Annotated in this window: 19 protein-coding genes; 4 read left to right on the forward strand and 15 right to left on the reverse strand. The window is 68.8% G+C overall.

The annotated features are described in order from the left end of the window. Positions 1-1,222: 1,222 nt before the first annotated feature. The 11 genes from J3476_RS23945 to J3476_RS23995 all read right to left on the reverse strand — a co-directional run bounded on the left by J3476_RS23945 (position 1,223) and on the right by J3476_RS23995 (position 12,216). Positions 1,223-2,188 carry a hypothetical protein gene (locus J3476_RS23945; RefSeq protein ID WP_207068817.1) on the reverse strand — a complete coding sequence of 322 codons (966 nt, stop codon included), beginning with the start codon at positions 2,186-2,188 and terminating at the stop codon, positions 1,223-1,225. 280 nt (positions 2,189-2,468) lie between these two features. Further along, complete coding sequence (locus J3476_RS23950) at positions 2,469-2,807, reverse strand: YbaB/EbfC family nucleoid-associated protein (RefSeq protein WP_207068818.1); 339 nt, start codon at positions 2,805-2,807, stop codon at positions 2,469-2,471. Then, a complete protein-coding gene (locus tag J3476_RS23955) occupies positions 2,804-4,399 on the reverse strand; it encodes an ESX-1 secretion-associated protein (protein ID WP_207068819.1) in 1,596 nt (531 codons plus the stop codon). The genes J3476_RS23950 and J3476_RS23955 overlap by 4 nt, the downstream gene beginning before the upstream one ends. A gap of 25 nt (positions 4,400-4,424) precedes the next feature. Then, positions 4,425-5,822 carry a type VII secretion protein EccE gene (eccE, locus tag J3476_RS23960; RefSeq protein ID WP_207068820.1) on the reverse strand — a complete coding sequence of 466 codons (1,398 nt, stop codon included), beginning with the start codon at positions 5,820-5,822 and terminating at the stop codon, positions 4,425-4,427. Further along, complete coding sequence (mycP, locus tag J3476_RS23965; protein WP_286183628.1) at positions 5,819-7,165, reverse strand: type VII secretion-associated serine protease mycosin; 1,347 nt, start codon at positions 7,163-7,165, stop codon at positions 5,819-5,821. The genes eccE and mycP overlap by 4 nt, the downstream gene beginning before the upstream one ends. A gap of 213 nt (positions 7,166-7,378) precedes the next feature. After that, positions 7,379-7,765, reverse strand: coding sequence for a type II toxin-antitoxin system VapC family toxin (locus J3476_RS23970; RefSeq protein ID WP_207068821.1), 387 nt, complete (start codon positions 7,763-7,765; stop codon positions 7,379-7,381). Then, positions 7,762-8,007, reverse strand: coding sequence for a type II toxin-antitoxin system Phd/YefM family antitoxin (locus J3476_RS23975; RefSeq protein WP_207068822.1), 246 nt, complete (start codon positions 8,005-8,007; stop codon positions 7,762-7,764). Before J3476_RS23975 ends, J3476_RS23970 begins: the two co-directional genes overlap by 4 nt. A 116-nt stretch (positions 8,008-8,123) precedes the next feature. Beyond that, complete coding sequence (locus J3476_RS23980; RefSeq protein ID WP_152514905.1) at positions 8,124-8,381, reverse strand: HPr family phosphocarrier protein; 258 nt, start codon at positions 8,379-8,381, stop codon at positions 8,124-8,126. A 56-nt stretch (positions 8,382-8,437) separates the two neighbouring features. Then, on the reverse strand, positions 8,438-10,438 hold the full coding sequence (locus J3476_RS23985) for a fructose-specific PTS transporter subunit EIIC (RefSeq protein ID WP_207068823.1): 2,001 nt from the start codon (positions 10,436-10,438) through the stop codon (positions 8,438-8,440). Between the two features lie 24 nt (positions 10,439-10,462). Further along, complete coding sequence (locus tag J3476_RS23990; RefSeq protein ID WP_207068824.1) at positions 10,463-11,440, reverse strand: 1-phosphofructokinase family hexose kinase; 978 nt, start codon at positions 11,438-11,440, stop codon at positions 10,463-10,465. After that, positions 11,437-12,216 carry a DeoR/GlpR family DNA-binding transcription regulator gene (locus tag J3476_RS23995; protein WP_207068825.1) on the reverse strand — a complete coding sequence of 260 codons (780 nt, stop codon included), beginning with the start codon at positions 12,214-12,216 and terminating at the stop codon, positions 11,437-11,439. Before J3476_RS23995 ends, J3476_RS23990 begins: the two co-directional genes overlap by 4 nt. Positions 12,217-12,318: 102 nt before the next feature. Here J3476_RS23995 and ptsP point away from each other — a divergent pair, with 102 nt between their 5' ends. Next, positions 12,319-14,016, forward strand: a complete 1,698-nt coding sequence (ptsP, locus tag J3476_RS24000) for a phosphoenolpyruvate--protein phosphotransferase (RefSeq protein ID WP_207068826.1) — start codon at positions 12,319-12,321, stop codon at positions 14,014-14,016. A gap of 166 nt (positions 14,017-14,182) precedes the next feature. Here the strand turns inward: ptsP and J3476_RS24005 are convergent, their stop codons facing one another. Then, positions 14,183-14,440 carry a hypothetical protein gene (locus tag J3476_RS24005; RefSeq protein WP_207068827.1) on the reverse strand — a complete coding sequence of 86 codons (258 nt, stop codon included), beginning with the start codon at positions 14,438-14,440 and terminating at the stop codon, positions 14,183-14,185. A 62-nt stretch (positions 14,441-14,502) separates the two neighbouring features. Next, positions 14,503-14,658: a hypothetical protein gene (locus J3476_RS24010; RefSeq protein WP_207068828.1), complete on the reverse strand. Its 156-nt coding sequence runs from the start codon at positions 14,656-14,658 to the stop codon at positions 14,503-14,505. A 111-nt stretch (positions 14,659-14,769) separates the two neighbouring features. On the opposite strand from J3476_RS24010, the gene J3476_RS24015 reads away from it, so the two are divergent. Continuing rightward, the gene (locus tag J3476_RS24015) at positions 14,770-16,512 is read left to right on the forward strand and encodes an FAD-dependent oxidoreductase (protein ID WP_207068829.1); all 1,743 of its coding nucleotides are present in this window, start codon (positions 14,770-14,772) and stop codon (positions 16,510-16,512) included. Positions 16,513-16,600: 88 nt separating this feature from the next. On the opposite strand, the gene J3476_RS24020 is transcribed toward J3476_RS24015, so the two are convergent. Both J3476_RS24020 and J3476_RS24025 read right to left on the reverse strand, forming a co-directional pair. Then, positions 16,601-17,023 (reverse strand): hypothetical protein, encoded by a 423-nt coding sequence (locus J3476_RS24020; RefSeq protein WP_207068830.1) that lies wholly within the window; start codon positions 17,021-17,023, stop codon positions 16,601-16,603. 129 nt (positions 17,024-17,152) lie between these two features. After that, positions 17,153-19,939 carry a LuxR family transcriptional regulator gene (locus J3476_RS24025; protein WP_286183632.1) on the reverse strand — a complete coding sequence of 929 codons (2,787 nt, stop codon included), beginning with the start codon at positions 19,937-19,939 and terminating at the stop codon, positions 17,153-17,155. A 132-nt stretch (positions 19,940-20,071) separates the two neighbouring features. Here J3476_RS24025 and J3476_RS28055 point away from each other — a divergent pair, with 132 nt between their 5' ends. Both J3476_RS28055 and J3476_RS24035 read left to right on the forward strand, forming a co-directional pair. Then, entirely contained in the window at positions 20,072-21,217 is a 1,146-nt protein-coding gene (locus J3476_RS28055) for a DUF5995 family protein (RefSeq protein WP_286183634.1), read from the forward strand. A gap of 126 nt (positions 21,218-21,343) precedes the next feature. After that, positions 21,344-23,053: a carbon starvation protein A gene (locus tag J3476_RS24035; RefSeq protein WP_207068833.1), complete on the forward strand. Its 1,710-nt coding sequence runs from the start codon at positions 21,344-21,346 to the stop codon at positions 23,051-23,053. Position 23,054: the final 1 nt, after the last annotated feature.

The following is a 23,054-nucleotide window of genomic DNA, read 5'->3' on the forward strand; positions in this document are numbered from 1 at the left end:
GGGCAGGAGTTGTTGGGGGGCCCAGAGGAACCGGGGGAGGAGCAGCCGTAGACCCGCCCACGGGAGCGGCGCCGACCGGAGCCGCGCCGCTCGGCGCGGCGCCGGAGGCAGCGCCACTTGCATTTGAAGACGAGGGACTTGCGGGTGTCACCGCAGACGCTGAAGAATTCGTTGGCGCTGTTGATGGAGAGGGTGAATTCGCGGGGGCCGCAGTGGAAAGCGGTGTGGACGGACTTTGCGTGGCCAACGTGGACGCCCTATTAGTAGACGAAGAAGAAGCTCCCTTCGACGCTTCGGTTGCCGTTGGACTCGATTGGACAGGCCCGACCGCAGTGGGGGAAGCCGGAGAGTTAGGACCTCCGACTGCCGGGCTGTTGGGAGATTGGGGTGCACTATTAGAAGTCCCGCTCGTTGCGCCTAGCTGCGCAGGCGTGGTTGTCGGAGCCGTCCCTCCGGACGCGGTGGTAGGCGCTGCAGAAGCCGTTGCGCCGGAAGCAGGAACATCACCCACCGTTGGGGGAACGGGTGAGGGATTAGAACTTTCGGCAGGTAGGGCAGTTGCAGTGCTAGGGGTCGGCGGCGGCTGCCGGACGAAACCATCGAGACGATTAGACGCTGAGGCAGGGGAGACGGGCTTGAACGTTGGGTTCGGCATCGTCTGCGGAGCGCCCCCGGTTCCAGGCGGATTCTGAGCCGGAATAGCCGGAGGTATCGAGCTCGTTGGGGGGTTCCATTGTCCAAACTGCGGTACCTGTCCACGCGCGCCGGAGACGATCTGCCGGTGGCTATCTCTTCGCCTACCGACTTCGTTCATAATTTCTTCTTGTTGGTTGACTGACGAATCCCCTCGAATTCGGTTGAACTCGACTTCAGCAGCTCCAAGGCTCGCGTTAATTGACAATTTGGTGTTTTCGACGATCATCGCAACCCAGTTGTAGTACGCAAATCCTTTAGCCAAATGTTCGTCAAGATTCTTCATCGCGCTTAAGCGAGATACAATCGATACGCCGCCTGCATCTGCGGCGCCGCCCGACCATATCCCGCCCTCAAACACACGCGCATACTGGCCATTCCACGCATTAGTAACCGACGCAATTTCATTACGTAGCAGCTGGAGCTGTTGCGCGCGCGCAAACAGTGTGGACTCGTCGGTGTCTGGCCAGCCGCCTCCAGCAGTCATCGCATCGACGAACTCGACCTCTAGTTTCTGGATTCCCACCCTTCAGACTCCGGTTGCTTGGCAAGCTTCGTCAATAGCGACCATTAGTTCAGTTGCCGCGCTGTCTAAGTAATTGTCCGCCGGCATATACGTCGGGATGGCTTGCACGTAAGCTCGGCGGTAGGTCGCCGCGAGCGCGGCAAAATCAATCCAGATAGAATTTTTGGTTGGTAGCGCAATCTGTTGCATGGTGCTGGCGTTCTCGCTCATAACCGTCACCATGTTGGCGAACAACGTTTGCTGCTCGGGGGACCACTGACTCGAAGGGAGGGCGGGATCCGACTTCTGCATCCATTCCGAAGTCGCGAGGCGGTAATCAGAAACCATATTTTGCCACTGCCCACAGGCTGAGGCATCCTCCTCACCTAGGAAGCGCGCGGGATTTGAAGCAAGTTCAGGCAGAGCCACTTCTTGAGGTGGCATGCCAGGTGGCAGTAGTTGACTCCGAGCTAATGCCGAGCCGTAAGCGATTGCCCCACAAATCCAGTTCACGGAATTCGATAAACCGCTTGCAGCGGTCGCAAGATGATCGTCGTTGGGGCCGTACTCACCGATCGCGGCCGCGTATGCCCGCCAGTAGGAAATTGTCTGAGAATATAATTCCCTCATTACACGGTGCGGCGTCCGGGCTACTAAGGCCTCGGCTTGATCAGCCGCTGCAGCCATGTCGGTCGCGGCTTTCTCGAAAATTACTCGCTGCGAAGACGTCCAGTCAGAGGCTGGTACGGATCGGTCAATTTGTCGCCAACCCTTATCCTGTTCTTCCGACAGTTTCTGCACGATCGGCCCCCAGGCTGCACACGTCGGGTCCTCAGTGATGATCCCGACTGGCCCCCGATCAGCAGCACTGGCGATGTCCGACGTGTCTGCTGAAGTGCTCGGCGGCGCCGACGCGGTGGGCTCACCAGAACCAGAACCGTCCCTTGTCACCAGCAACGTCGCGACGACGGTCAGACCGATGACGACCACCAGCGCGATCCCGCCGAGAATCCACTTCGCCCGGTTTCCGCGGCCATTCGGCGGCGGTTCCCACGGAGGCTGCGGGCCCCATGCGGGAGGCTGCTGACCAGGCCCGGGCGGCGGTGGCGGCCATGGACCCGAAGGCGGCATCGTCACCCGAACTGCCTCCCGTCACGCCTGACCATCCCATTCCTCCCAGATCCACCGCACGGAGCACGCGCGGCATGGCTCAAACCAGCTTACGAGAGGCTCGAGACCACCTGAGACACCGATTTGGCGCGAGAGGCCCCTACGACCCGCCCGGCATTTCCGCCGTGATCTCGGCGACTACCGCGTCGATGCGCTCCCGATCGGCATCGATCGAGGCAGACGCAGCCTCGTTGGCCTTCTGCAGGGCTTCGTTCACCCGCTGCTCGACGACTTCGGCCCCGAGGCGCAGCAGTCCATCCTGGATGTACACATCGGTGAGCAGATGGTGCCCGTTCAGCGTCACCTCGACGGTCTCGGTCTCATCCGAGGCGGTGAAAGTCTCGTTGGCCATCTTGTCCAGCTGCTCGTCCATCAACGACTGCAGCCGCTTCGCCTGCCGCAACACAGCCGCCACCTCGGGGTGCATGTCGTCGGTCATTGCGACTCCCTCTTCGACTCATCCGGTCCGCGGCGTCGCGGCCGATGCCCGATCACCGGCTCGGTGTGCGGCCGCTCCTCGGTGTAGATCTCTTCATCCTCCGACAATTGAGGGTTGCGCTTTTTGTCACCGCTCTCGCCGCCGCGCGCCCCGCCCATCATCGGAGCCATACCCCCCATGCCGCCGCCGGCCGTCCCACCGCCTGACGATCCGCCGGGCGCTGTTGTCGAGGAACCCGCCGCAGTGACCGGCGTCGGGGCGACTGTCTCGGCACCCACCGCCGGCTGCAGCGGAGACGACGGCATCCCACCGCCGCCTGCTCCGCCACCAGAGCCGCCACCGCCAGCCGCGGCAGGCCGCAGGCTCGGATCGGTGGGCAGCTTCGGATCTCCCTTGCCCAGCCCCGGCATTCCTGAGGGCGCTCCGCTCGACGCGCCCCCGCTGGGAGCCCCACCGGGCGAGCCGCCCTGCCCACCGCCTGGCGACCCTCCTCCTTGGGGGGCGCCCTGCGACGCGGCCTGACCGGCCTGCTCGGCCGCGGACATCGGCGACACCGGGGCTTCCTGCGGCATCCCCTCGGGTGGCGCCTGCCCGGCGCCGCCGGGCTGCCCACCACCGGCGCCGGCACCCGCCTGGCGCGCATCAGCGGCATCCGGGGCGGGCCGTCTGGCACGTCGGTGATCCTCCGCGGTCACCGGGGTTCCGGACACCACCGGGCTCGGCGGGTCATCCGGCTCGACCTGACGGGTCTGAGCACCGGCCGCATACGAGGTCCGGATCTCCTCGGACGACGCTTGAAGCTCGGCCATGCGCTCGAGGTTCGCCATCATTTGCGGGGTCAGCGGCTTGCCCATGGTCTGCTCTTCGAGCCGCTTGTACTCCTCGGCGATCGGCTGGTGCGCGGCGCGGGCCTTGTCGTGCTCAGAGGCGATCCGGTCGGCCTCGTCGGCCAGGTCCTTCCACGATTCGGCGAGGCTGACCAACCAGTCCCGGTAGGCGTTGAACTTCCCGTAGGCCGCGTCGGCGGCCTCCCCCTCCCAGTCAAGGCTGTTCACCTCGAACGCCTCTGCCGACGTCGCCAGCGACTGCCCGTTGGCCCGCCACATTGCTGCCGCCGCACGCAACGACTCGCCGTCGTCGCCGGCGTCCAGTGCGACCTCGGCCGCGCTGACGTCCATGAACCCCTGATCAGAGGCCAGCTGCCCCTTGGGGATCGGCATCGCCTCAGGCGACGGCAGTGCCGGGATGTCCACGGGCTTCGGGTAGACCGTCGCACCGGGACCGGCCGGAGCGGGGCCGCCGATCGTACTGTCGATGTCCTCACCGGACATCTCATCGATCTGGGCGTAGGCGTCGCCGACATTGCGCAACGTCTGCGCCAACCGCTCACCTTCCCTCTGGCCGTACGCCTGCCGGGCCCACAGGCCGTCGGCGTTGACTTGCAGGTTCGTCACGGCAACGCTGGCGATGACAAGTGCATCAGCCGATATCAGCGGCGGCTGCGCGGCCTGGCTCGGCCACGACAGCGCGTCAATCTGGGCGGCCTTGCCGTGCAGATCGTGCGGATCGACCTGCAGTTCCTCACCACTCATGTGCGTCCCCCGACCTCACGAGTCCTCAGCTCTCCAAGACCATTTGGTAGCGGCTCTCCTCACGCGGATTGATCAGCCGGATCGGCAGCTGTTTGTGCCGCGGTGTGGCGATGTAGTTCTGCCGCAACATCACCTGCCCCACCCCGGCATGCGCCCCGAGATAGGTGGTGGAGTGCGGCCAGACCACCTTGGGCACCTGGCCGACCCGTGCGTTGATGTAGCCGGCGAACTCGCGGAACTGCGGTGCCAGCGTGACGACCGCACCGGCCGCCGCGCTGCGCACGACGAACTGCGTGAACAACCGCGCATCACCGAGGTTGATGCTGACGTCGACGTCGTCGAACGGCATGTACACCGGGTAGCGGTCGGCGGTCTCTCCGACGAGCACGCCGGCCGAGCCCACCGGCAACTCGTAGTGCCGATCGGTCACGGGGCTCCCGCCGAGCAGCGCCGCGCGTTGTCCGCCGTAAAGGCACGAAAACCCGCGCGGGGTCGACGGATTGGACAGCGTCGTCAACAGGACCGTCGCGGTGGGTGCTGCACCGGGAGCGACGCGCACTCGCGTCAACGTGTGGTCGGCGCGCGCTGACCACCACACATCGGGACCGCCCGGCGCGACATAGGCTGCGGTGAACGTGCTGCGCCCCTTGATCATCGACCATGTCTCGCGTTCGAAACTGATCTCGGTGGCCCGGTCGTAGTCGTCGAAGCTCCGCGCTGGCCGCGCGTCGACGCCGTGGCTGGCCAGATGGTCGGCGATGCGTGTCGTCGACGCGACCAGGTACTGCGCCAACCCCGACAACCCGGCGTCGCGGCGCAACGCCGACCTGCGAGTCCGCTCCGGATCGGCACGCAGCACGATCCAGGTGCGACGGTTGGCCGGAGCCGGGTAGGGGCCCACGACCTGCTCGTAGAGCGCCACCAACGCTGCGGGCGCGGTCTTCCCGACGCGATAGCCGGACGACACCACGTCGGCTTCCAGGTCCGGGCAGTAGGCGCTGAGCAACTCCTCGACGAACCGGGTGTGCACGACGTCGTCGGTGAACGCCTCGCCGTTGACGATCACCGTGGGGGTGAAGGGCCGCGGAATCAGCTCGATGGCCGACACCAGGTGATCACCCTGCCAGCGCAACGCCACGTGATCGCCGGGGACGACCGTCGCCCCGACGGCGGGCTCCGACGGGGTTGCCGGGGGTTGGCGGTGCCGGCGCCGCCACGCGAACAGTGCCGCCACCCAGCCGGTGAGTCGACGTCCGCGGACCGTGACCACCGCCGCCAGTCCGATGATGACCGCCAGCGTGATGCCCAGCCACAGCATGTCCATCTCGGCGAACACCAGCACACACGCCGGGATCAGCACGGCCGCCCACAGCGCGTGGCCAGTGGTGAAGCGCAACCCGAACAGAGCCAGGAACCGGTTCATCGGCGCCTCAACGCCCGTCGTGCCAACGCCCCGACCCCCAGCGCCAGAGCCACCCCACCACCCACGACGACCACCCAGGTGATGGGAGCGCGGTCCGGCGGTGGCACATAGGCCGGCGGCGGAACTTCGTTGACCTGGTATGGAATCCGCTCCGGCCCAGCCGGGACATCCCAGGTGAGCGCCGCCACCGGATCGATCACGCCGGCGCCCACCACGTTGTTCACCCCGCCTCCGGGATGACGCGCGGTGGCGGTGATGCGGTTGATGATCTGCGCCGGGGTGTAGTCGGGGAACCGCTGCCGCAGCAACGCTGCCAGCCCCGAGACATAGGCCGCCGAGAAGGAGGTGCCGCTGATCGGGATGGGGCCGTCCTCCCCCTGCAGCGCGTTCACCGGATTGCCGTCGTAGCCGAGGGCCACCAGGTTCTCGCCCGGCGCGGCGGCCCCCACCCACGGGCCGTGCATCGAGAATCCGCTGGGCTGGCCGTTGGGGGCGATCGCCCCGACGCTCAACACGAGCGGTGAATACCAGGCCGGCGAGACGATCAACTGCACCTGCTGCCAGCCCCGCGGGTCGGCGGGGACGGCCGGATCGGGTGGCGGGTTCTGCGTGCAGTCGCCACCGGTGTTGCCCGCCGCGGCGACGACCACCGCCCCCTTGACGTTGACGGCGAAGTTGATCGCCGCGCCGACCGCCCGCTCGTCGATGCGCCGGGTCGGCTTGTAACACGCCGCTTCGCTGATGTTGATGACCTGTGCACCCAGGTTGGCAGCGTGGACGATGGCGCGGGCCAGGCTGCGCAGAGAGCCCGCCGTCTGGGTGGTGTTGGGATTGTTGGGGTCGGTGCGCGCGCCGACGGGCGAGAAGCTGTCAGAGGTCTGGCGCAGCGACAGGATGCGCGCGTCCGGCGCGACGCCGACGAAGGCATCGGCCGGGGCCGGGCGTCCCGCGATGACCGATGCCGTCAACGTGCCATGTGCGTCGCAGTCCGACATGCCGGTTCCGGCTGCGTCGACGAAGTCGCCGCCGGGTTCGGCCGGTACCCGCGGCGAGCCGTTCACCCCGGTATCGATCACCGCAACGGTGACGCCGGCGCCGGTGGCGAACTTCTGCGCCTCAGCCAGTCTCAGGTAGTCACTGGCCCACGGCTGGTCGGCGAAGTTCGAGTCCGGGAACACGGTCGGAGCCGCACAGATGCGGCGTTGCTCCATGGGCTGATCCGGGCCGGTCTCGTCAGGTGGTACCGCCCCGGCATCGATGACGGGCGGCTCGATCGCGCCCGCGGGTGGAGCCAGCAACAGGACCATCGCCACTGCGGCGACCAGCGCACCTATTCGGCGCACGCGGCGTCACCCCCCGATTCACCCGACCGGCGCCCATTGCTCTGGTGCGCCACCAGCAAACTCGCCACCCAGCCGCGGGTGGCATTGAAACTGGTGTCGAGGGTACGTGGCGTGGGCACCAGGAAATCTTATGGGGCCCGCGCGGGGGGTCGTTCCGCTTTCTGTGCCGGGTGCACGGCTACCCCGGCGACCGGCCCGTCGGTGGAGGCGCAGTCACATCTCCAACGTCGGCGTCAGCGCAGCGGCACGGATCTTCGCATCGCGCGTGGCGACGGTGAGATTTCGTCGGAGGGCTTGCGCCACGATCATCCGATCGAACGGGTCGCGGTGATCCCAGGCAAGTCTCCCGGCGAGGATAGCGTCCTCGGAATCGATAGGGAGATCCGCGACCCGCATGGCCTCCAGCTGTCGATTCCAGGACGCCAACAACGTCGCGCCGTCGAGCCGGCGACGCGTCTTGATGGAAACTTCCCAGGCCGAGGCGGCACTCACCCAGACCGAGGTCGCCGGATCGGCCAGCTGGTCGAGTGCTGCGGAACTGAGGGTTGCGGGCTTGCTGATCAGCCACAGCAGAACGTGCGTGTCCAACAGCACATTCACGTCGTCAAGACGCCTTCCCACGACGCGAGTTCGGATTCTGGTAGAGGCTCGTCGAAGTCTGCTGGGACCTTGAGACTCGGCAGTTGGCCGAATCGCCTAGGCGACGGATGAGCCGGAACCAAGTGTGCGACCTCGCGGCCATGGTTGGTGATGATCACCGTTTTCCCGGTTCGCTCGACTTCGGCCAAGAGCGCGTTCAACCGGTTCTTGGCCTCGGTGCTGGACACCTTCTGGGAAGCCATGGTGACGAGACTAACCCGAAATGGGCCAGTCGCGCTAGCGCAAATAGCGTGAATGTTCAGCTGGCCGTCCGGCCCGTGGCAGAGTCGCCGTGGGCCACCCCTTGCCGCACTCCCTCCTACGCGTCGAGGTCCTTCTCCACCAGGTCGGCGACGGTGTTCATGGCGCCCTCGTCCTCGGATTCCACGGTGACTTCGGCGCCCTTGCCGGCGCCCAGCGTCATGATCATCAACGCCGAGCCGGCGTCGACGGGCTCACCGCCATCCATCGACAGGGTCACGGGCACTCCGGCGTTGACGACGGCCTCGGCGATGATCGCGGCGGGGCGGGCGTGCAGGCCGATGGCCGAGCCGACGACGACGTTCTTGCTGGGCATGGATTCTCCTTTGTGTTGGTGAAACTCTGTGTGGTGGTGAAACGAGGTCGGGTAGATCAGGCGTTGACGAGTTCGGGCTCGGACTTGTCGGCGGGCTTGATGAACTGCTTGGCGACGATCACCGAGGCCGCGGCGGCGGCCATGCCGGCCAGGATCGCGATGACGAAGCCGATCTTGTTCTCGATGGCGAACAGCACGAAGATGCCGCCGTGCGGGGCGCGCGAGGTGGCGCCGAACGCCATCGACAGACCACCGGTGACCGCGCCGCCGATCATCATCGACGGGATCACCCGCAGCGGGTCGGCGGCGGCGAACGGGATGGCGCCCTCGGAGATGAACGACGCACCCAGCAGCCAGGCGGCGCGGCCGTTCTCCCGCTCCGGCTCGCTGAACAGCTTGGGCCGCAACACGGTGGCCAACGCCATCGCCAGCGGCGGCACCATGCCCGCCGACATCACCGCGGCCATGATCTCGAACGAGGCGGTGGTGGAGGCGGCCAGCCCGGCGGTGGCGAACGCGTAGGCCGCCTTGTTCACCGGGCCGCCCAGGTCGAAGCACATCATCAGACCGAGGATGATGCCCAGGAAGATCGCCGACGTGCCGGACAGGCCGTTGAGCCAGTCGGTGAGGCCGGTGTTGACCCAGGCCAGCGGGCGGCCGACGAAGAAGAACATGATCAGACCGACGGCCAGCGAGGCGAACAGCGGCACGATCACCACCGGCATCAGACCCCGGAACCATTGCGGCACCTTCAGATTGCTGATCCACAGCGCCGCGAAACCGGCGATCACACCGCCGACGATGCCGCCGATGAAGCCGCCGCCGATGAACACCGCCAGCGCGCCGGCGGTGAAACCCGGTGCGATACCGGGCCGGTCGGCGATCGCGAACGAGATGTAGCCGGCAAGCGCGGGCACCAGGAAGCCGAACGCCAGTCCGCCGAGCGCGAACAGCACCGCGCCCAGGTACTGCAGGAAGCCACCCGGGGGCAAATCGGTCAGCGAGTTGTTCAGCGCGATGTCGTTGCCGGTGTCGGCGATCTCGTAGCCGCCGAACAGGAAGCCCAGCGCGATCAGCAGACCGCCGGCGGCGACGAACGGAATCATGTAGCTGACACCGGTCAGCAGGATCTGGCGGGTGCGGGTGCCCCAGCCGACCTTACCGGCGGGCGCCCCTGCGGTGCCGGCGTCGGCGCCGGAGCCCTCGACCTTGGCGGCGTTCGGATTGTCCGCGGCGGCAACGGCTTCGGCGACCATCTTGGCCGGCTCGTTGATGGCGCGCTTGACACCGGAAGCCACGACGGGCTTGCCGGCGAAGCGGCCCTTGTCCTTGACGCCGACGTCGGTGGCGAAGATGACGGCGTCGGCGCCCGCGATGACGTCGGCGGGCAGCGGGGTGCTGCCCGAGGAGCCCTGCGTCTCGACGGTCAGCTCGACCCCGGCCTCCTTGGCCGCGGCGGCCAGCGCGTCGGCGGCCATGTAGGTGTGCGCGATGCCGGTCGGGCACGCGGTGATCGCGACCAGATGCTTGGCCCGCTTCTCCTCGGCGGGCTTGTCGGCGGCAGCGGGTGCGGCATCAGCCGCCGGCTTCGGGTTCACCACCCCGTCGACCAGCTCGACTACCTCGTCGGCGCTGCCGGCGTTGCGCAGCGACTCGACGAAGTCCTTGCGCACCAGCGCCCGCGCCAGCGCGGTCAGCAGCTTCATGTGGTCCTGGCCGCCCGACTCGGGCGCGGCGATCAGGAATGCCAGATCAGCCGGGCCGTCCGGGGCGCCGAAGTCGACCTTGGGGGACAGCCGGGCGAAGCCGATGGTCGGGGTGTCGACGTAGGGGGAGCGGCAGTGCGGGATCGCGATGCCGCCGGGCAACCCGGTGGCCGACTGCTCCTCGCGGGCCATCGCGGCGCCGATCAGGCCGTCGGGGTCGGAGGTGCGTCCGGCGGCGGCCAGCGCGCCGACGAGCTTGGCGATCGCGGCCTGCTTGTCGCCCTCGACGTCGGTGTCGAGCAGCACCAGATCACGGGTGATGATCGGCGGTGAGGTGGTGGAGCTGGTCATGGGAACTACTCTCGTCTCTCGGGGTCAGCGGGTGGCGGGAATCGGTGAGATCGGCGCGACCTGAACGGCATTCAGATCGACCTGGGCGGGGGTGGGCAACGTGGTGCCCGGCAGGGCGGCGGCGGCGCTGCCGTAGGCGACGGCCATCTGCAGCCGCTGCGGCGGGACGGCGCCACCGACTTCGGCGCGCACGTAACCGGCCAGCGACGAATCACCGGCGCCGACGGTGCTGCGCGGCGTGATGGGCGGTGGGGTGGCCAGCCAGGCGCCGTTGCGGTCGACGAGCACCGCGCCGGCCGCGCCGAGCGTGGCCAGCACCGCGCCGATGCCGCGGTCGATCAGTTGGCGGGCGGCGGCCACCACGGGTTCCGGATCACCCTGGGCCACAGCGTCTTCCAGTGAGTCCGCGGGCAGGCCCAGCACGCTGGCCAGCTCCTCGCCGTTGGGTTTGATCAGGTCCGGGGCGCCGCGGTCCAGCGACTCGCACAGCGCGGCCAGCGGCGCGTCGGAGGTGTCGACGGCGATGCGGCAGCGGTGTCCCGCGAGCTGGGCGACGACGTCGCCGTACCAGGAGACCGGCATCCCCGGTGGCAGCGACCCCGACATCACCACCCAGTCCGCGCCGTCGGCGGCGGCCAGCACGGCGTCGGTCAGCGCGGTGACCGTCGCCGCGTCCAGCGTCGCGCCCGGCTCGTTGACCTTGGTGGTGGTTCCGTCGGGTTCGGTGATCGTCAGGTTGATGCGCGCCGGCTCCAGCGTCGGGACCACCTGGAACGGCACGGCGATGGCCTGCAGCGCGGTGATCAGCGGGTCGTTGGCCGCGGCGGGCAGCACGGCCAGCGTGTCGACGCCGGCCAGGGTCAGCGCGCGGGCGACGTTGACACCCTTGCCGCCGGCCTGGTTGGTGACCGAGGTGACCCGGTGCACGGCGCCGCGGGTCAGCTGCGCGGGCAGCGTGACCGTGCGGTCGATGCTCGGGTTGGGGGTGACGGTGACGATCACGGAGTTCCTCCTGCGCAGATGACTTCGACGCCCTGTTCGGTCAGCTCCCGGCTGGCCTCGGCGCTGATCTCGGGATCGGTGATGAGGGTGTCCACACACGAGATGGGGGCGAAGCTGACGAGATCTTCGCGGCCCACCTTCGACGAGTCGGCGGCGACGACGACGTAGTTGGCGGCGCGCACCATGGCCCGTTTGACGGCGGCCTCGTCGCTGTCGGGGGTGGACAGCCCGTGACGCACGCTGATGCCGTTGGTGCCGAGGAACGCGATGTCGACGCGCAGCGTGTCCAGTACGCGCAGCGCCTGCTCGCCGACGGCGGCCTGCGTGACCCCGCGCACCCGTCCGCCCAGCAGCTGCAGCGCCACGGTCGGCATGGTGGCCAGCCGCGCGGCGATCGGCACCGAGTTGGTGACCACGACCAGTGACCGGTCGGTGGGCACCTGCGCGGCGATCCGCATGGTGGTGGTGCCCGCGTCGAGCAGCACGCTCGCCCCGGACAGCGGGAAGAACTCGGCGGCGGCCGCCGCGATGGCGTCCTTGTACTCGGCGCGGGTGACGTCGCGTTCCCCGACGCCCGGCTCGACCAGGTGCAGCGCACGGACCGGCACGGCGCCGCCGTGCACCCGCCGGACGATGCCCGCCTTGTCCAGCACGGCGAGGTCGCGGCGCACGGTCTCGGTGGTGACGTCGTAGGCCTGCGCCAGCTCGGTGACCGAGGCGCGGCCCTTGGCCATCACCAGCGAGGCGATCGCCTGCTGCCGTTCCTCGGGGTACATGGGACTCCGTTTATGTGGTAATCGATCCGTTTGTCTGTGGATATCTTTGGTTTTACTCCTGAACGTGTTGACTTGTCAACGGTTTCTTGTAACCTGGTTCACATGACTGCGACGTCTTCGCCTACATCACCGAGCGCGGCCGGCACCGTCCTGCACGGGGTGCCCGTCGTGGCCGGAGTCCAGTACGCACCCGTGATCCGCCCCGGCGCCCCGCCCGATCTGAGCGCCGACACCACCGCCGAGCTCGCCGAGGGGGAGCGGGCCGAGGAGGTGCAGCGCTTCACCGACGCCGCCGCCACCGTGGCCACCCGGCTGCGCGAACGCGCCGGCAACGCCAGCGGCGCCGCCTCGGAGGTGCTGGCCGCGACGGCCACGCTGGCCCAGGACCGCGGCTGGCTGGGCGCGGCGGAGAAGCGCATCAAAGACGGTGCGCCGGCGGTCGGCGCGGTCAACGCCGCCATCGACCAGTTCGTGGAGATGTTCACCAAGATGGGCGGGCTGATGGCCGAGCGGGTCACCGACCTGCGCGACATCCGCTCCCGCGTCGTCGCCCAGCTCAAAGGCCTGCCCGAACCCGGCGTGCCGGTGCCCGACGAACCGTCGATCCTGTGCGCCGAAGACCTCGCCCCGGCCGACACCGCCGGGCTGGACCCGGCGCTCGTCGTCGCGCTGGCCACCACGCTGGGCGGGCCGACCAGCCACACCGCCATCATCGCCCGCCAGCTCGGCATCCCCTGTGTCGTCGCGGTCACCGGCCTCGACGACGTCACCTCCGGGACGATGGTCATGGTCGACGGCACGCTGGGCACCGTCACCGTCGCGCCCGAGGAATCCGCGGCGCGCGATGCCGTTGCCGCAGCGGAGCAGGCCGCCGCCGAGGCCGCGAGCTGGTCCGGCCCGGGCGCCACCGCCGACGGGCACGCCGTCGCGGTGCTGGCCAACGTGCAGGACGGCGCGGCCGCGCGCTCAGCGCGAGAGACCCCGGCCGAGGGCGTCGGGCTGTTCCGCACCGAACTGTGCTTCCTCAACACCGACACCGAGCCGACCGTCGACGAACAGGCCACCATCTACGCCGAGGTGCTCGAGGCATTCGACGGCAAGAAGGTCGTGGTGCGCACCCTCGACGCCGGATCGGACAAGCCGCTGAAGTTCGCCGGGCACCCCGACGAGGCCAACCCGGCGCTCGGGGTGCGCGGCATCCGCATCGCGGAGAACAACCCGAACTTGCTCGCGCATCAGCTCGACGCGATCGCCGAAGCGGCCGAACGCACCGGCAACCAGCCGTGGGTGATGGCCCCGATGATCGCCACCGCCGACGAGGCGGAACGGTTCGCGGCCAAGTGCCGGGAACGGGGGCTGACGCCGGGGGTGATGATCGAGGTGCCCGCGGCCGCGCTGCTGGCCGAGAAGATCCTCGAACACGTCGACTTCCTGTCCATCGGCACCAACGACCTGGCGCAGTACACGATGGCCGCCGACCGGATGTCGGCCGATCTGGCCACACTGACCGACCCGTGGCAGCCGGCCGTGCTGGCGCTGGTGGCCATGACGATCCGCGCGGGTCAGGCGGCCGGTAAGCCGGTGGGGGTGTGCGGTGAGGCCGCCGCGGATCCGCTGCTGGCCTGCGTGCTGACGGGAATGGGTGTCACGTCGCTGTCCGCGGCTGCGGCGGCGGTGCGCGGGGTGGGCGCCAAGCTCGCCCAGGTCACGCTGAAGCAGTGTTCCGAGGCGGCGGCGGCGGTGTTGGCGACGGGCAGCGCCGCCGATGCGCGGGCCGCGGCCCTGGCGGTACTGGGATAACCGGGCGACGCCGGGTCAAACCCGCTGGGTCGAACCGGTCTCAAGGAGCAGGGTCCGCGAGAGTGCTCCCTCGGTAGTGAAAACTCCCTGGCCACTACAGGGAATGCACGTTCGCGGCCCTGGGGATAGACGTTCGCGGCCCTCGCGCTGTGCCGGCGACGCACGCTCAGACGGTCCAGCCGGTCGCCTGCGGCCAGTTCTCGACGTCGCGGCCGTCGCACCGCAGCGTCACGAAGTCGTATCCGGCCTCGGCGGCCCGGCCCGTCGTGTCGGCGAAGACACGACGGGCCTCCTCCTCAGCGCCTCGGGTCACAATCACCTCTTCGACGCCTTGGGCGGGGTCGCCGCGGTCGAGCAGTGTGGCGGCCACGACCTCCCACTGCAGGGTCTTCTCAGGTGGTTGGTGCGCTCCGGAAATCGTCATCTCCTCCTTCATGCGGGGTGTACCCGACGAGAAGGGCGACTACCGGAGGATTCTCGGCTGGGTCAGAACCAGACTTTTCGACCACCGACCGGCTTGCCGATGGCGCCGAGGATCCACAGCACCACACCGACGACGACGAGGATGCCGCCGATCGTGGTCAGGATCGACAGGCTGGTGAAGTAGCCGATCAGTAGAAGGATGATGCCCAGGATGATCACGTTTGCTCCAGGTCTGTTGTACGGATGTTGACTGTCGGCGCACGAATTACCTCTCACGTCAGTTCCCAAACACAGTCAGCGGCGCCGCGCCACCCTGGATAGGGTTGTTCGGTGACGACAGTGGCCGTCCTGGGTGGGGGCGTCGGCGGACTGAGCGCGGCACACGAGCTGGCCGAACGCGGGTTCGACGTGACGGTGTACGAGACGCGCGACGCGTTCGGCGGGAAGGCGCGGTCGATGCCGGTGCCGGGGTCGGGCACCGACGGACGGGTGGATCTGCCCGGCGAACACGGCTTCCGGTTCTTCCCTGGTTTCTACCGCCACGTGACCGACACCATGAAGCGCATCCCCAGCGGCACCGCCACCGTGTACGACCATCTCACCCGGTGCAGTGAGGTGCTGATGGCCCAGGGCGGTGGGCGCTCTGAGATCGTCACCCCGCTGGGCATTCCCCGCTCGTTCGACGAGCTCGTCATCGGGTTGCGCGGTCTGCGGGAGATCGTCTTCGACGCCGGTGTCCCGCTGCCGGAGTTCGCGTTCTTCGTCGACCGCATCCTGACGTTCATGACCGCGTGCGACGAACGCCGCCTGAGTCAGTTCGAGGCGATGAGTTGGTGGGATTTCGTTGCCGCCGAGGGTAAGTCGCCGGCCTATCAGAAGTTCCTGGCCACCGGCATGACCCGCACGCTGGTGGCGGCCAAGGCCGAGGACATGTCCGCGCGCACCGGCGGGGCGATCCTGTCCCAGCTGATCTACGACATGCTGCAACTCAACAGCCGCGTCGACAATGTGCTCGACGCACCCACCAGCGAAGTGTGGATCGATCCGTGGCTCGAGCATCTGCGCGGCCTGGGTGTCACGCTGCGGCCGGGTTGCGAGGTCTCGGGCATCCACTGCCGGGGCCGCCGGCTGACCGGCGTCACCGTGACCACCGCCGACGGTCCCGAGGAGGTCGTCGCCGACTACTACCTCGCCGCGCTGCCGGTGGAGCGCCTGCGCGAGCTGGTGTCCCCGGCGATGCGGGCGGCCGACCCGGCGCTGGCACGCATGTTCGGGCTGCGCTGGGACTGGATGACCGGCGTGATGTTCTACCTGGACACCGACGTGCCGCTGGAGCACGGCCACGCCATCTTCATCGACTCCGAATGGGCGCTGACCGCGATCTCACAGCGCCAGTTCTGGCCGGCGGTGGATCTGGAACAGCGCGGTGACGGGCGGGTCGAGGGCATCCTGTCGGTCGACGTCTCGGCGTGGGATGTGCCGGGGCGGGTCACCGGCAAGGTCGCCAAAGCGTGCACCAAGGACGAGATCAGGCAGGAGGTGTGGGCGCAGCTGGTCGACCACATCGACGACGGCTCGCTGACCGAGTCCAACGTCGTGACGTGGTTCCTGGACCCGGCGATCGAATTCCCCAACCCCGGTGAGGCCACCAACGCCGAACCGTTGCTGATCAACACCGCCGGCTCGTGGGCGAACCGCCCGGACGCCGGTACCGCCATCGGAAACCTTTTCCTCGCTGCCGATTTCGTGCGCACCCACACCGACCTGGCCACCATGGAGGGTGCCAACGAAGCCGCGCGGGCCGCCGTCAACGGCATCCTCGACGCGCTCGGCTCCGACCAGCCACGCTGTGACGTGCACCCGCTCGAGGAGCCGTGGGTGCTGTGGCCGTTCCGCCAGCTCGACCGGCTGCGCTGGAAACTGGGCCGCGACGTGGCGCGGCCGCCGTTCCGGCTGACCGACGCGGGCACGCTGGAACCGACCAGTGCGATGGCGCGCGCCGCGCTACGGGTGCTGCGCCGACGGTCGAACCGGCCGATGCTGGTCGAACCCGCTGGGCGCCAGCGGTCCTGACGCGGGGCGGAGGGCCTGCCTGACGGGGATGGTGGTTGTTCAGGCCACAGCGGCCACGACTCACTTCGACCGTCACCGCGCGGCTCGTTTACCTCGACCGTGACCGTGGGGTTGCTCTTCGCGCTTCCTCGTCGAGCCGGCTGCGCGCGTCGTCCCAGCGGGGTGGGAGGTGCGTTCCGCCGAGTGGCCAGAAGACGAATACAGATCCCTTGGTCCGCGTGCGGAAGCGCGTCATGACGTCCAGGTGAGGCTGCTGCGCCACAGCTGAGTCGAGCGCGTCGCGGTCGTTCCACGCCGAGAGAGTGTAGAAGGTCTTGGCGAATGGCTTGGCGATCAACGAAACGCCGACAACTCCCGGCGACCTGAGCATCTGCCGGCGAATCTGCAAGGCCGCCAACAGGAACGGGATGACGTCGCGCCATCGGCCCAACTGGAAGCGAGAGGCCATCACCACCACCTCGTCGCGTAGCGACGCGGATCTCTTCGGTTGCGTCCACGGAAGTGTCGGCATGAGCACATCCCCTTGTTTCGTCAGATCGACCCTTGCATCCCAATCGTGACATGTCAATAGTGGAATGTGCAGCTGGATGTCTCACCGCCGTCGAGGAACCGATACGCTGCTGATCGAACCCTCGGCGCGTCAGCGGACGTCGTCGATGCGGCGGCCGAGCTCGGCGCGGGAGCGGATGCCCAGCTTGCGGTACACCCGACTGAGGTTGGACTCCACCGTCTTCGGGCTGATGAACAACGCCGACGCGATGTCGCGGTTGGTCATCCCGGTGGCCGCCAGCTCGGCGACCCGCTGCTCGGTCGGCGACAGCTGCGCCGCCCCGGACCGTCTGACGTTGGTTCGGGCCAGCTCGTGGCGCACCCGCTCGGCCCACAGCTGCGCACCCATGGCCTCGAAGCAGGCCAGCGCCTCGGCCAGCGTCGCCGACGCCGACTCCTTGGCCTTCTGTCGTCGCTGCAGCTGCCCCAGCAGCAGCTGCGTGCGGGCCCGTTCGAACGGCATCGGCACGCGATCGTGGGCGGCCATCGCTGCCCGCGCGGAATCCAGCGCGTCATCCAGCGACCCCCGCGCGGCCAGGACCATCGCGCGGCACCGGTTGCCGGCGGCCAACATCCAGGCCCGGTCGAACCGCTGGCCCTGGGACAGCAGCAGTGCGCAGAGCTGCTCGGCCTCGTCGAGGCGGTTCAGCGACACCAACGCCTCGGCGGCGTCCGGCAGGAACCAGCCCTGCATCAGCTCGATGCCCGGGACCCGTGGCAACCGATCGACCAGGGGTTGCAGCGCCTCGATCGCGGCGTCGAAGTCGCGGCGGGACACCGCGAGGAACCCGGCCGTCATGAGCGCCCAGTCGGCCATCCGCACCGAACCCGACTTCTGCACGGCTTCCAGCACGGCGGCGCAATCCGCTTCGGCCACCGCCTGCTGCCCCCGGTAGGCGGCCACCGCGGCACGCACCGTCAACGGGATGACGTCGACGTGTTCGCCGCCGAGCTGCTGGGCCCGGTGCACCGCCTCCTCGGCCTGCAGCGCGGCCTGCCCCAGATCCCCGCTCCACAGCGCGATCAACGCGCTGTAGGACTCGACCGCCATCATGTTCCGGTCGTCACCGCGCTGCAGGCAGTGCCGGCGGACGGCGTCGATCTGCGTGCGCGCGGCGTCCAGGTCGCCGGTCCAGGCCGAGAGCAGCGCCTGCACGAAGCCGGCCCGCGACGGTGAGGGCACGTCGTCGTCGGGTTCCTCGAGGGCCAGTGCGCGCTGCAGCGCCTGCTCGTCGACGCCGTGGCCGTGGATGAACGCCGTGTGCACCCACATCGTCTGCGCCTGCGAAATCAGCGACGGCATCCCGAGTTCTTCGGCGACCGACACGGCGCGGCGCGCGGTGGCCATCATCTCCTCCACCCACCCGGTGTCGTCGGTCCCGTCGGCGAAGGCGCCCATGCCCCGCGCGAACGTCAGCGACATCAGCGTCTGCACCAACACCGGCGGTGCGTCGGCGGCGTCCTCGGCGGCCTGGTTGAGCAGCTCGGCCGCGCGGGTGAAGTGGTTGTCGTAGATGTGCACCGCGGCAAGCAGATTCAACGCGATCGCGCGCAGCCACCCGGGCCGCAGCTGCTCGAGCACCTCGTCGAGCAGCACGCGGGCGCGGGCAGCGTCACCGGCCTGGAAATGGTCGCCGGCGGCGCGCACCCGGCGCATCGGCTTGTCCCCGCCCAACCCGATCGCGAGCTCGAGCAGCTCGGCCGCGGCCGCCGGGGCGCCACGCTCGCGGGCGCTCTGCGCGGCCGCGTCGAGAGCCGCCAGGGTGGCCTCGTCGGACGTGGTGGCGGCCAGCGCAAGGTGGCGGGCGCGCAGCTCCGGTGCCTGCTCGACAGCGGCCAGGGCGCGGTGCGCCGCACGCCGCCGGGCCGCCGTGGCCTCGGCGTAGGTGCCGCGGGCCAGCAGCGGATGGGTGAACCCGACGCGGTTGCCGTCGATGGCGACCACACCGTCGGTTTCGACGTCCTCCAGCAGCTCGACGATGCGCCCGGCCGTGGCACCGGCCGCCCGGGCCAGCAGGTCCACCGTCGCGGCCGACACGCAGGACAACATCAGGAGCACCTCGGCGGTGTCGCCGCGGTAGCGGCCGGTCCGCTCGCGCACCACCTCGGCCAGTGTGGGGGGCAGCGCGGGTTGGGCGGACGGCTCCCTTCTGCCGTCGAGCACGCGCGCGAGCTCGATCGCATAGAACGGATTGCCGCCACTGATCTCGGCGATACGGACCAGTTCGGCGCGCGGGAAGCCGTGCCCGAACCGGTCAACCAGCACGCTGTGCAACGCGCCGATCGACAACGGCTGCAAGCGCATCCGCGTCACATCGTCGGGCAGCGACAGATCCAGCCATGCCGTGGCGGTCAGCCCGTCGGTGTCGCGGCGCTCGGTGGCCAGCACGCCGACACGGCCCCGTAGCCGGCGGGTGGCGAATGCCAGCACCGCCCTGCTCGACGGGTCCAGCCACTGGGTGTCGTCGATGGCCAGGATGGTCGGCGCGCTCGCGGCCGCCGCCTCGACGAGTGTGGCGAACGCGGCCGCGGTCACCCGCTGGTCGGTCACGGGCCCGTCGCCCCCGGCGCGGAACAGCACCCGGTCGAGCGCGAGCCGCTGCAGGTCGGGCAGCTGGGCGATCACGTCGGCGTCCACGTCGGCGAGCAGGTCCGCCACCGCCGCGTAGGCCAGCACTGACTCGGCCTGACCGACACGTGCCGTCAGAACCCGGAAATCGCTCTGCCGGACCGCGGTGATGGCGGCCAGCCAGGCGGTTGTTTTGCCGATACCGGCCTCGCCGTCGAAAACCAGTGCGGCAGGACCACGTTGCACGGCTGCCACGAAATCGGTGACCGCCTGGTGTTGCGGTTGATGTCCCGCCCCCTGGCTGGTCACCGCAGCATCATCGCAGCCTGCGGTGTGGTCTGCTTCCTGTACGGCGAAACTGTTTGCCGAAATCGCGGCGCCCGGCACGGTTGTGTCCGACCGTGATAGAACGACGAAGACTGGCCCGGCGGGGGAGTGCAGATGAACGGCGACGGGGTGCAGGCCGTGCGCGGCGACACCGAGGTCGCGCTGAGGGAGCTCTGCGACCTGGTGGACGCGACCCTCGACGAGTCGCAGGCAGGGCTCGACGGGCTGACCGAGGTTGCCGCAGGCCTGAAGGCGGTGTACACCGCCGCGGTCGGGGCCGCGGAACTGGCGCGGGTGCGCACCGAGGACATCCTGGCCACTCTGGCGCCGGCGGCGGCGGAGACGGCCGCCGTCGATGCGTCGCTGCTGACCGAGCGGGGCGCCTGGACTCTGGAGAGAATGCGGCGGCGTGACTCGGTGGCACCGTCGGCGGTGGCGCCGCCGAAACCGGGGCCGGCCCTGTCGGGGTTGCCCGCGGCCAAGCTGCCCTACCTGGAGACGGCCCGCACGGTCGACGACGTGATCGCGCGGTTCGACCAGATCATCGACTGGGCCATCGAATTCGGCACGAGCCTCGGGGGCCTCGGGTACTTCGCCACCGTGTACCGGCGGGCCACCGTCGCCATCCGGGAGAAGATCCGCGCCGGAGACTACTTCGACGACAATGCGCGCATGGCGCGCTTCGACGTCATCTTCGCCCAGCGGTACTTCGACGCGCTCAACGCGTTCTTCCATCCCCGCGACTACCAGGCGCCCAGCCACGTCTGGCAGTGGTCTTTCGACGGACACGAACACGACGCGCCGATCCTGTTGCAGCACATGCTGACCGCGGTGAACTCCCACGTGAATCTGGATCTGGGCATCGCGGCGATGCTGGCCGCCGAGGGGGATCTGGCGTCGCTGGAAGACGACTTCGACCGGATCAACCTGCTGCTGGCCGACGAGGTGTCGATCTTCCTGGACACCGCCGGGCAACTCTCGCCGCGCGTCACGGTGCTGCGCCGGCTGGTGCCCTGCCAGGACCGTGCGCTGAACCTGCTGCTGCGCGTCTTCCGCAACCTGGCCTGGTCGTTCGCCAACCAGCTCGACGCGCACGAGAAACGGCGCCCCGACGACATCGCCGTGCACGACGCGTGGGCCGGGGTCCTGGGCTCCTACTACCTGCACACCACCGAGACGATCGACCGGCTGGTGCGATGGATCGCCGACAAGGAGAGTCGCGACGTGGCCTACAACGTGCGGGTGCTGGCCGGGCGTTGATCGGGCGACCGTGCACGTTAGATCCGAGCGGCGGACAAGGGCCCGCGATGTGATCTAGTTCACACAGCGGTAGCATGGTCACTCAGACCGAGACCCACCGAGACCCTGCACCGAGATCGGAGCGACATGAACTCCGTCGTCCTCGCCGTGGTCGGCGTGGCCATGATGGTCCTCGGGTACGTGCTGTACTCGAAATTCCTGGCCCGCCGCGTCTACAAGCTCCAGGACTCCTTCGTCACCCCCGCCCACGAGCTCGGTGACGGCGTGGATTACGTGCCCACCAACAAGTACGTGTTGTGGGGCCACCACTTCACCTCCGTGGCGGGGGCGGCACCCATCGTGGGGCCGGCGATCGCCGTCATCTGGGGGTGGGTGCCGGCCTTCCTCTGGGTGACCATCGGCACCGTCTTCTTCGCCGGCGTCCATGACCTCGGCGCCCTGTGGGCTTCCAGCCGGCACAAGGGCAAGTCCATCGGGTCGCTGTCTGGGCAGTACATCGGGAACCGCGGGCGCAACCTGTTCCTGGTCGTGATCTTCCTGGTCCTGCTCATGGTCAACGCCGCGTTCGCCGTGGTCATCTCCGGGCTTCTCGTCAACACGCCCACCGCGGTGATCCCCACCTGGGGCGCCATCGTCGTCGCGCTGCTCATCGGTCAGGCCATCTACCGGCTCAAGTGGAGCCTGCCGCTGGTGTCCGTCATCGGCGTCGTGGCCCTCTACGCCCTGATCCTGCTCGGCGACCGCGTCCCGGTGGTGCTGCCGGAGACGGTCCTCGGATTGTCGGCGAACGCGTTCTGGATCGTGGTGCTCTTCCTCTATGCCGGCGTGGCCTCGGTGCTTCCCGTCTGGTTGCTGCTGCAACCGCGCGACTACATCAACGGTCTGCAGCTGTTCATCGCCCTGGGCATCCTCTACGGGGCCGTGCTGATCTCCGCTCCGACCGTGGCCGCGCCCGCGTTCAACGACTCCCTGCCCGAAGGCACGCCCAGCATCGTGCCGCTGCTGTTCGTGACCATCGCGTGCGGTGCCATCTCCGGCTTCCACGGGATCGTCGCTTCGGGCACGTCCTCCAAACAACTGGACAAGGAGCCGGACGCCCGCTTCGTCGGCTACTTCGGTGCGGTCGGCGAGGGCCTCCTCGCGCTCGGCGCGATCATCGCGACCACCGCCGGATTCCGGACCATCGCCGACTGGGAGGCCGTCTACTCCGCGTTCGGCCAGGGCGGGGTGTCCGCGTTCATCGAGGGCGGCGCCACTATCGTCAACCAGGGCCTCGGCATCCCCGCCGGGCTCAGCGCCACCATCCTGGCGACGATGGCCATCCTCTTCGCGGCCACCACCATGGACACCGGCATCCGCCTGCAGCGGTTCGTGGTGCAGGAGGCGGCCCACATCATCGGCTTCTCCCTCAACAAGGCCCTGGCCACCGTGATCGTCCTCGGCGTAGCCATGGGCCTCACGTTCGGCGCGGGCGGGGACGGATCGGGCGGAATGCTCATCTGGCCGCTGTTCGGCACCACCAACCAGCTGCTGGCCGGCCTCACCCTGTCGATCATCGCCGTGATCCTGCTGCGCAAGGGCCGCCCCGTGCTCCCGGTTCTGGTCCCGCTGGTGTTCCTGCTGGTGATGTCGGTCTACGCCCTGATCGTCCAGATGGGTGAGTTCTGGGCAACAAAGAACTGGTTGCTGCTCGTGCTCGACATCATCATCCTCATCGCCGCGGTGTGGGTCATCTTCGAGTCCGCGATCGTGATGTCCCGGGCGAAGAAGAGCCCGCCCGAGCTCGACGAGGACGCCATGGAGGGCACGGCGGCGGGGAAGCGGTCCTCCCGGTGAG

Origin of the sequence: Mycobacterium sp. PO1 (genome assembly GCF_017312405.1) — a bacterium.
Taxonomy (GTDB): domain Bacteria; phylum Actinomycetota; class Actinomycetes; order Mycobacteriales; family Mycobacteriaceae; genus Mycobacterium.

Bases quoted from the DNA above. Each gene is read 5' to 3' on its own strand.
- J3476_RS23955 (WP_207068819.1), bottom strand. From the start codon at position 4,399: ATGAGTGGTGAGGAACTGCAGGTCGATCCGCACGATCTGCACGGCAAG.
- J3476_RS24005 (WP_207068827.1), bottom strand. From the start codon at position 14,440: ATGACGATTTCCGGAGCGCACCAACCACCTGAGAAGACCCTGCAGTGG.
- J3476_RS23985 (WP_207068823.1), bottom strand. From the start codon at position 10,438: ATGACCAGCTCCACCACCTCACCGCCGATCATCACCCGTGATCTGGTG.
- J3476_RS23980 (WP_152514905.1), bottom strand. From the start codon at position 8,381: ATGCCCAGCAAGAACGTCGTCGTCGGCTCGGCCATCGGCCTGCACGCC.
- eccE (WP_207068820.1), bottom strand. From the start codon at position 5,822: ATGAACCGGTTCCTGGCTCTGTTCGGGTTGCGCTTCACCACTGGCCAC.
- J3476_RS23995 (WP_207068825.1), bottom strand. From the start codon at position 12,216: ATGTACCCCGAGGAACGGCAGCAGGCGATCGCCTCGCTGGTGATGGCC.
- J3476_RS24020 (WP_207068830.1), bottom strand. From the start codon at position 17,023: ATGCCGACACTTCCGTGGACGCAACCGAAGAGATCCGCGTCGCTACGC.
- J3476_RS24035 (WP_207068833.1), top strand. From the start codon at position 21,344: ATGAACTCCGTCGTCCTCGCCGTGGTCGGCGTGGCCATGATGGTCCTC.
- J3476_RS28055 (WP_286183634.1), top strand. From the start codon at position 20,072: ATGAACGGCGACGGGGTGCAGGCCGTGCGCGGCGACACCGAGGTCGCG.
- J3476_RS23950 (WP_207068818.1), bottom strand. From the start codon at position 2,807: ATGACCGACGACATGCACCCCGAGGTGGCGGCTGTGTTGCGGCAGGCG.
- J3476_RS23975 (WP_207068822.1), bottom strand. From the start codon at position 8,007: ATGGCTTCCCAGAAGGTGTCCAGCACCGAGGCCAAGAACCGGTTGAAC.
- ptsP (WP_207068826.1), top strand. From the start codon at position 12,319: ATGACTGCGACGTCTTCGCCTACATCACCGAGCGCGGCCGGCACCGTC.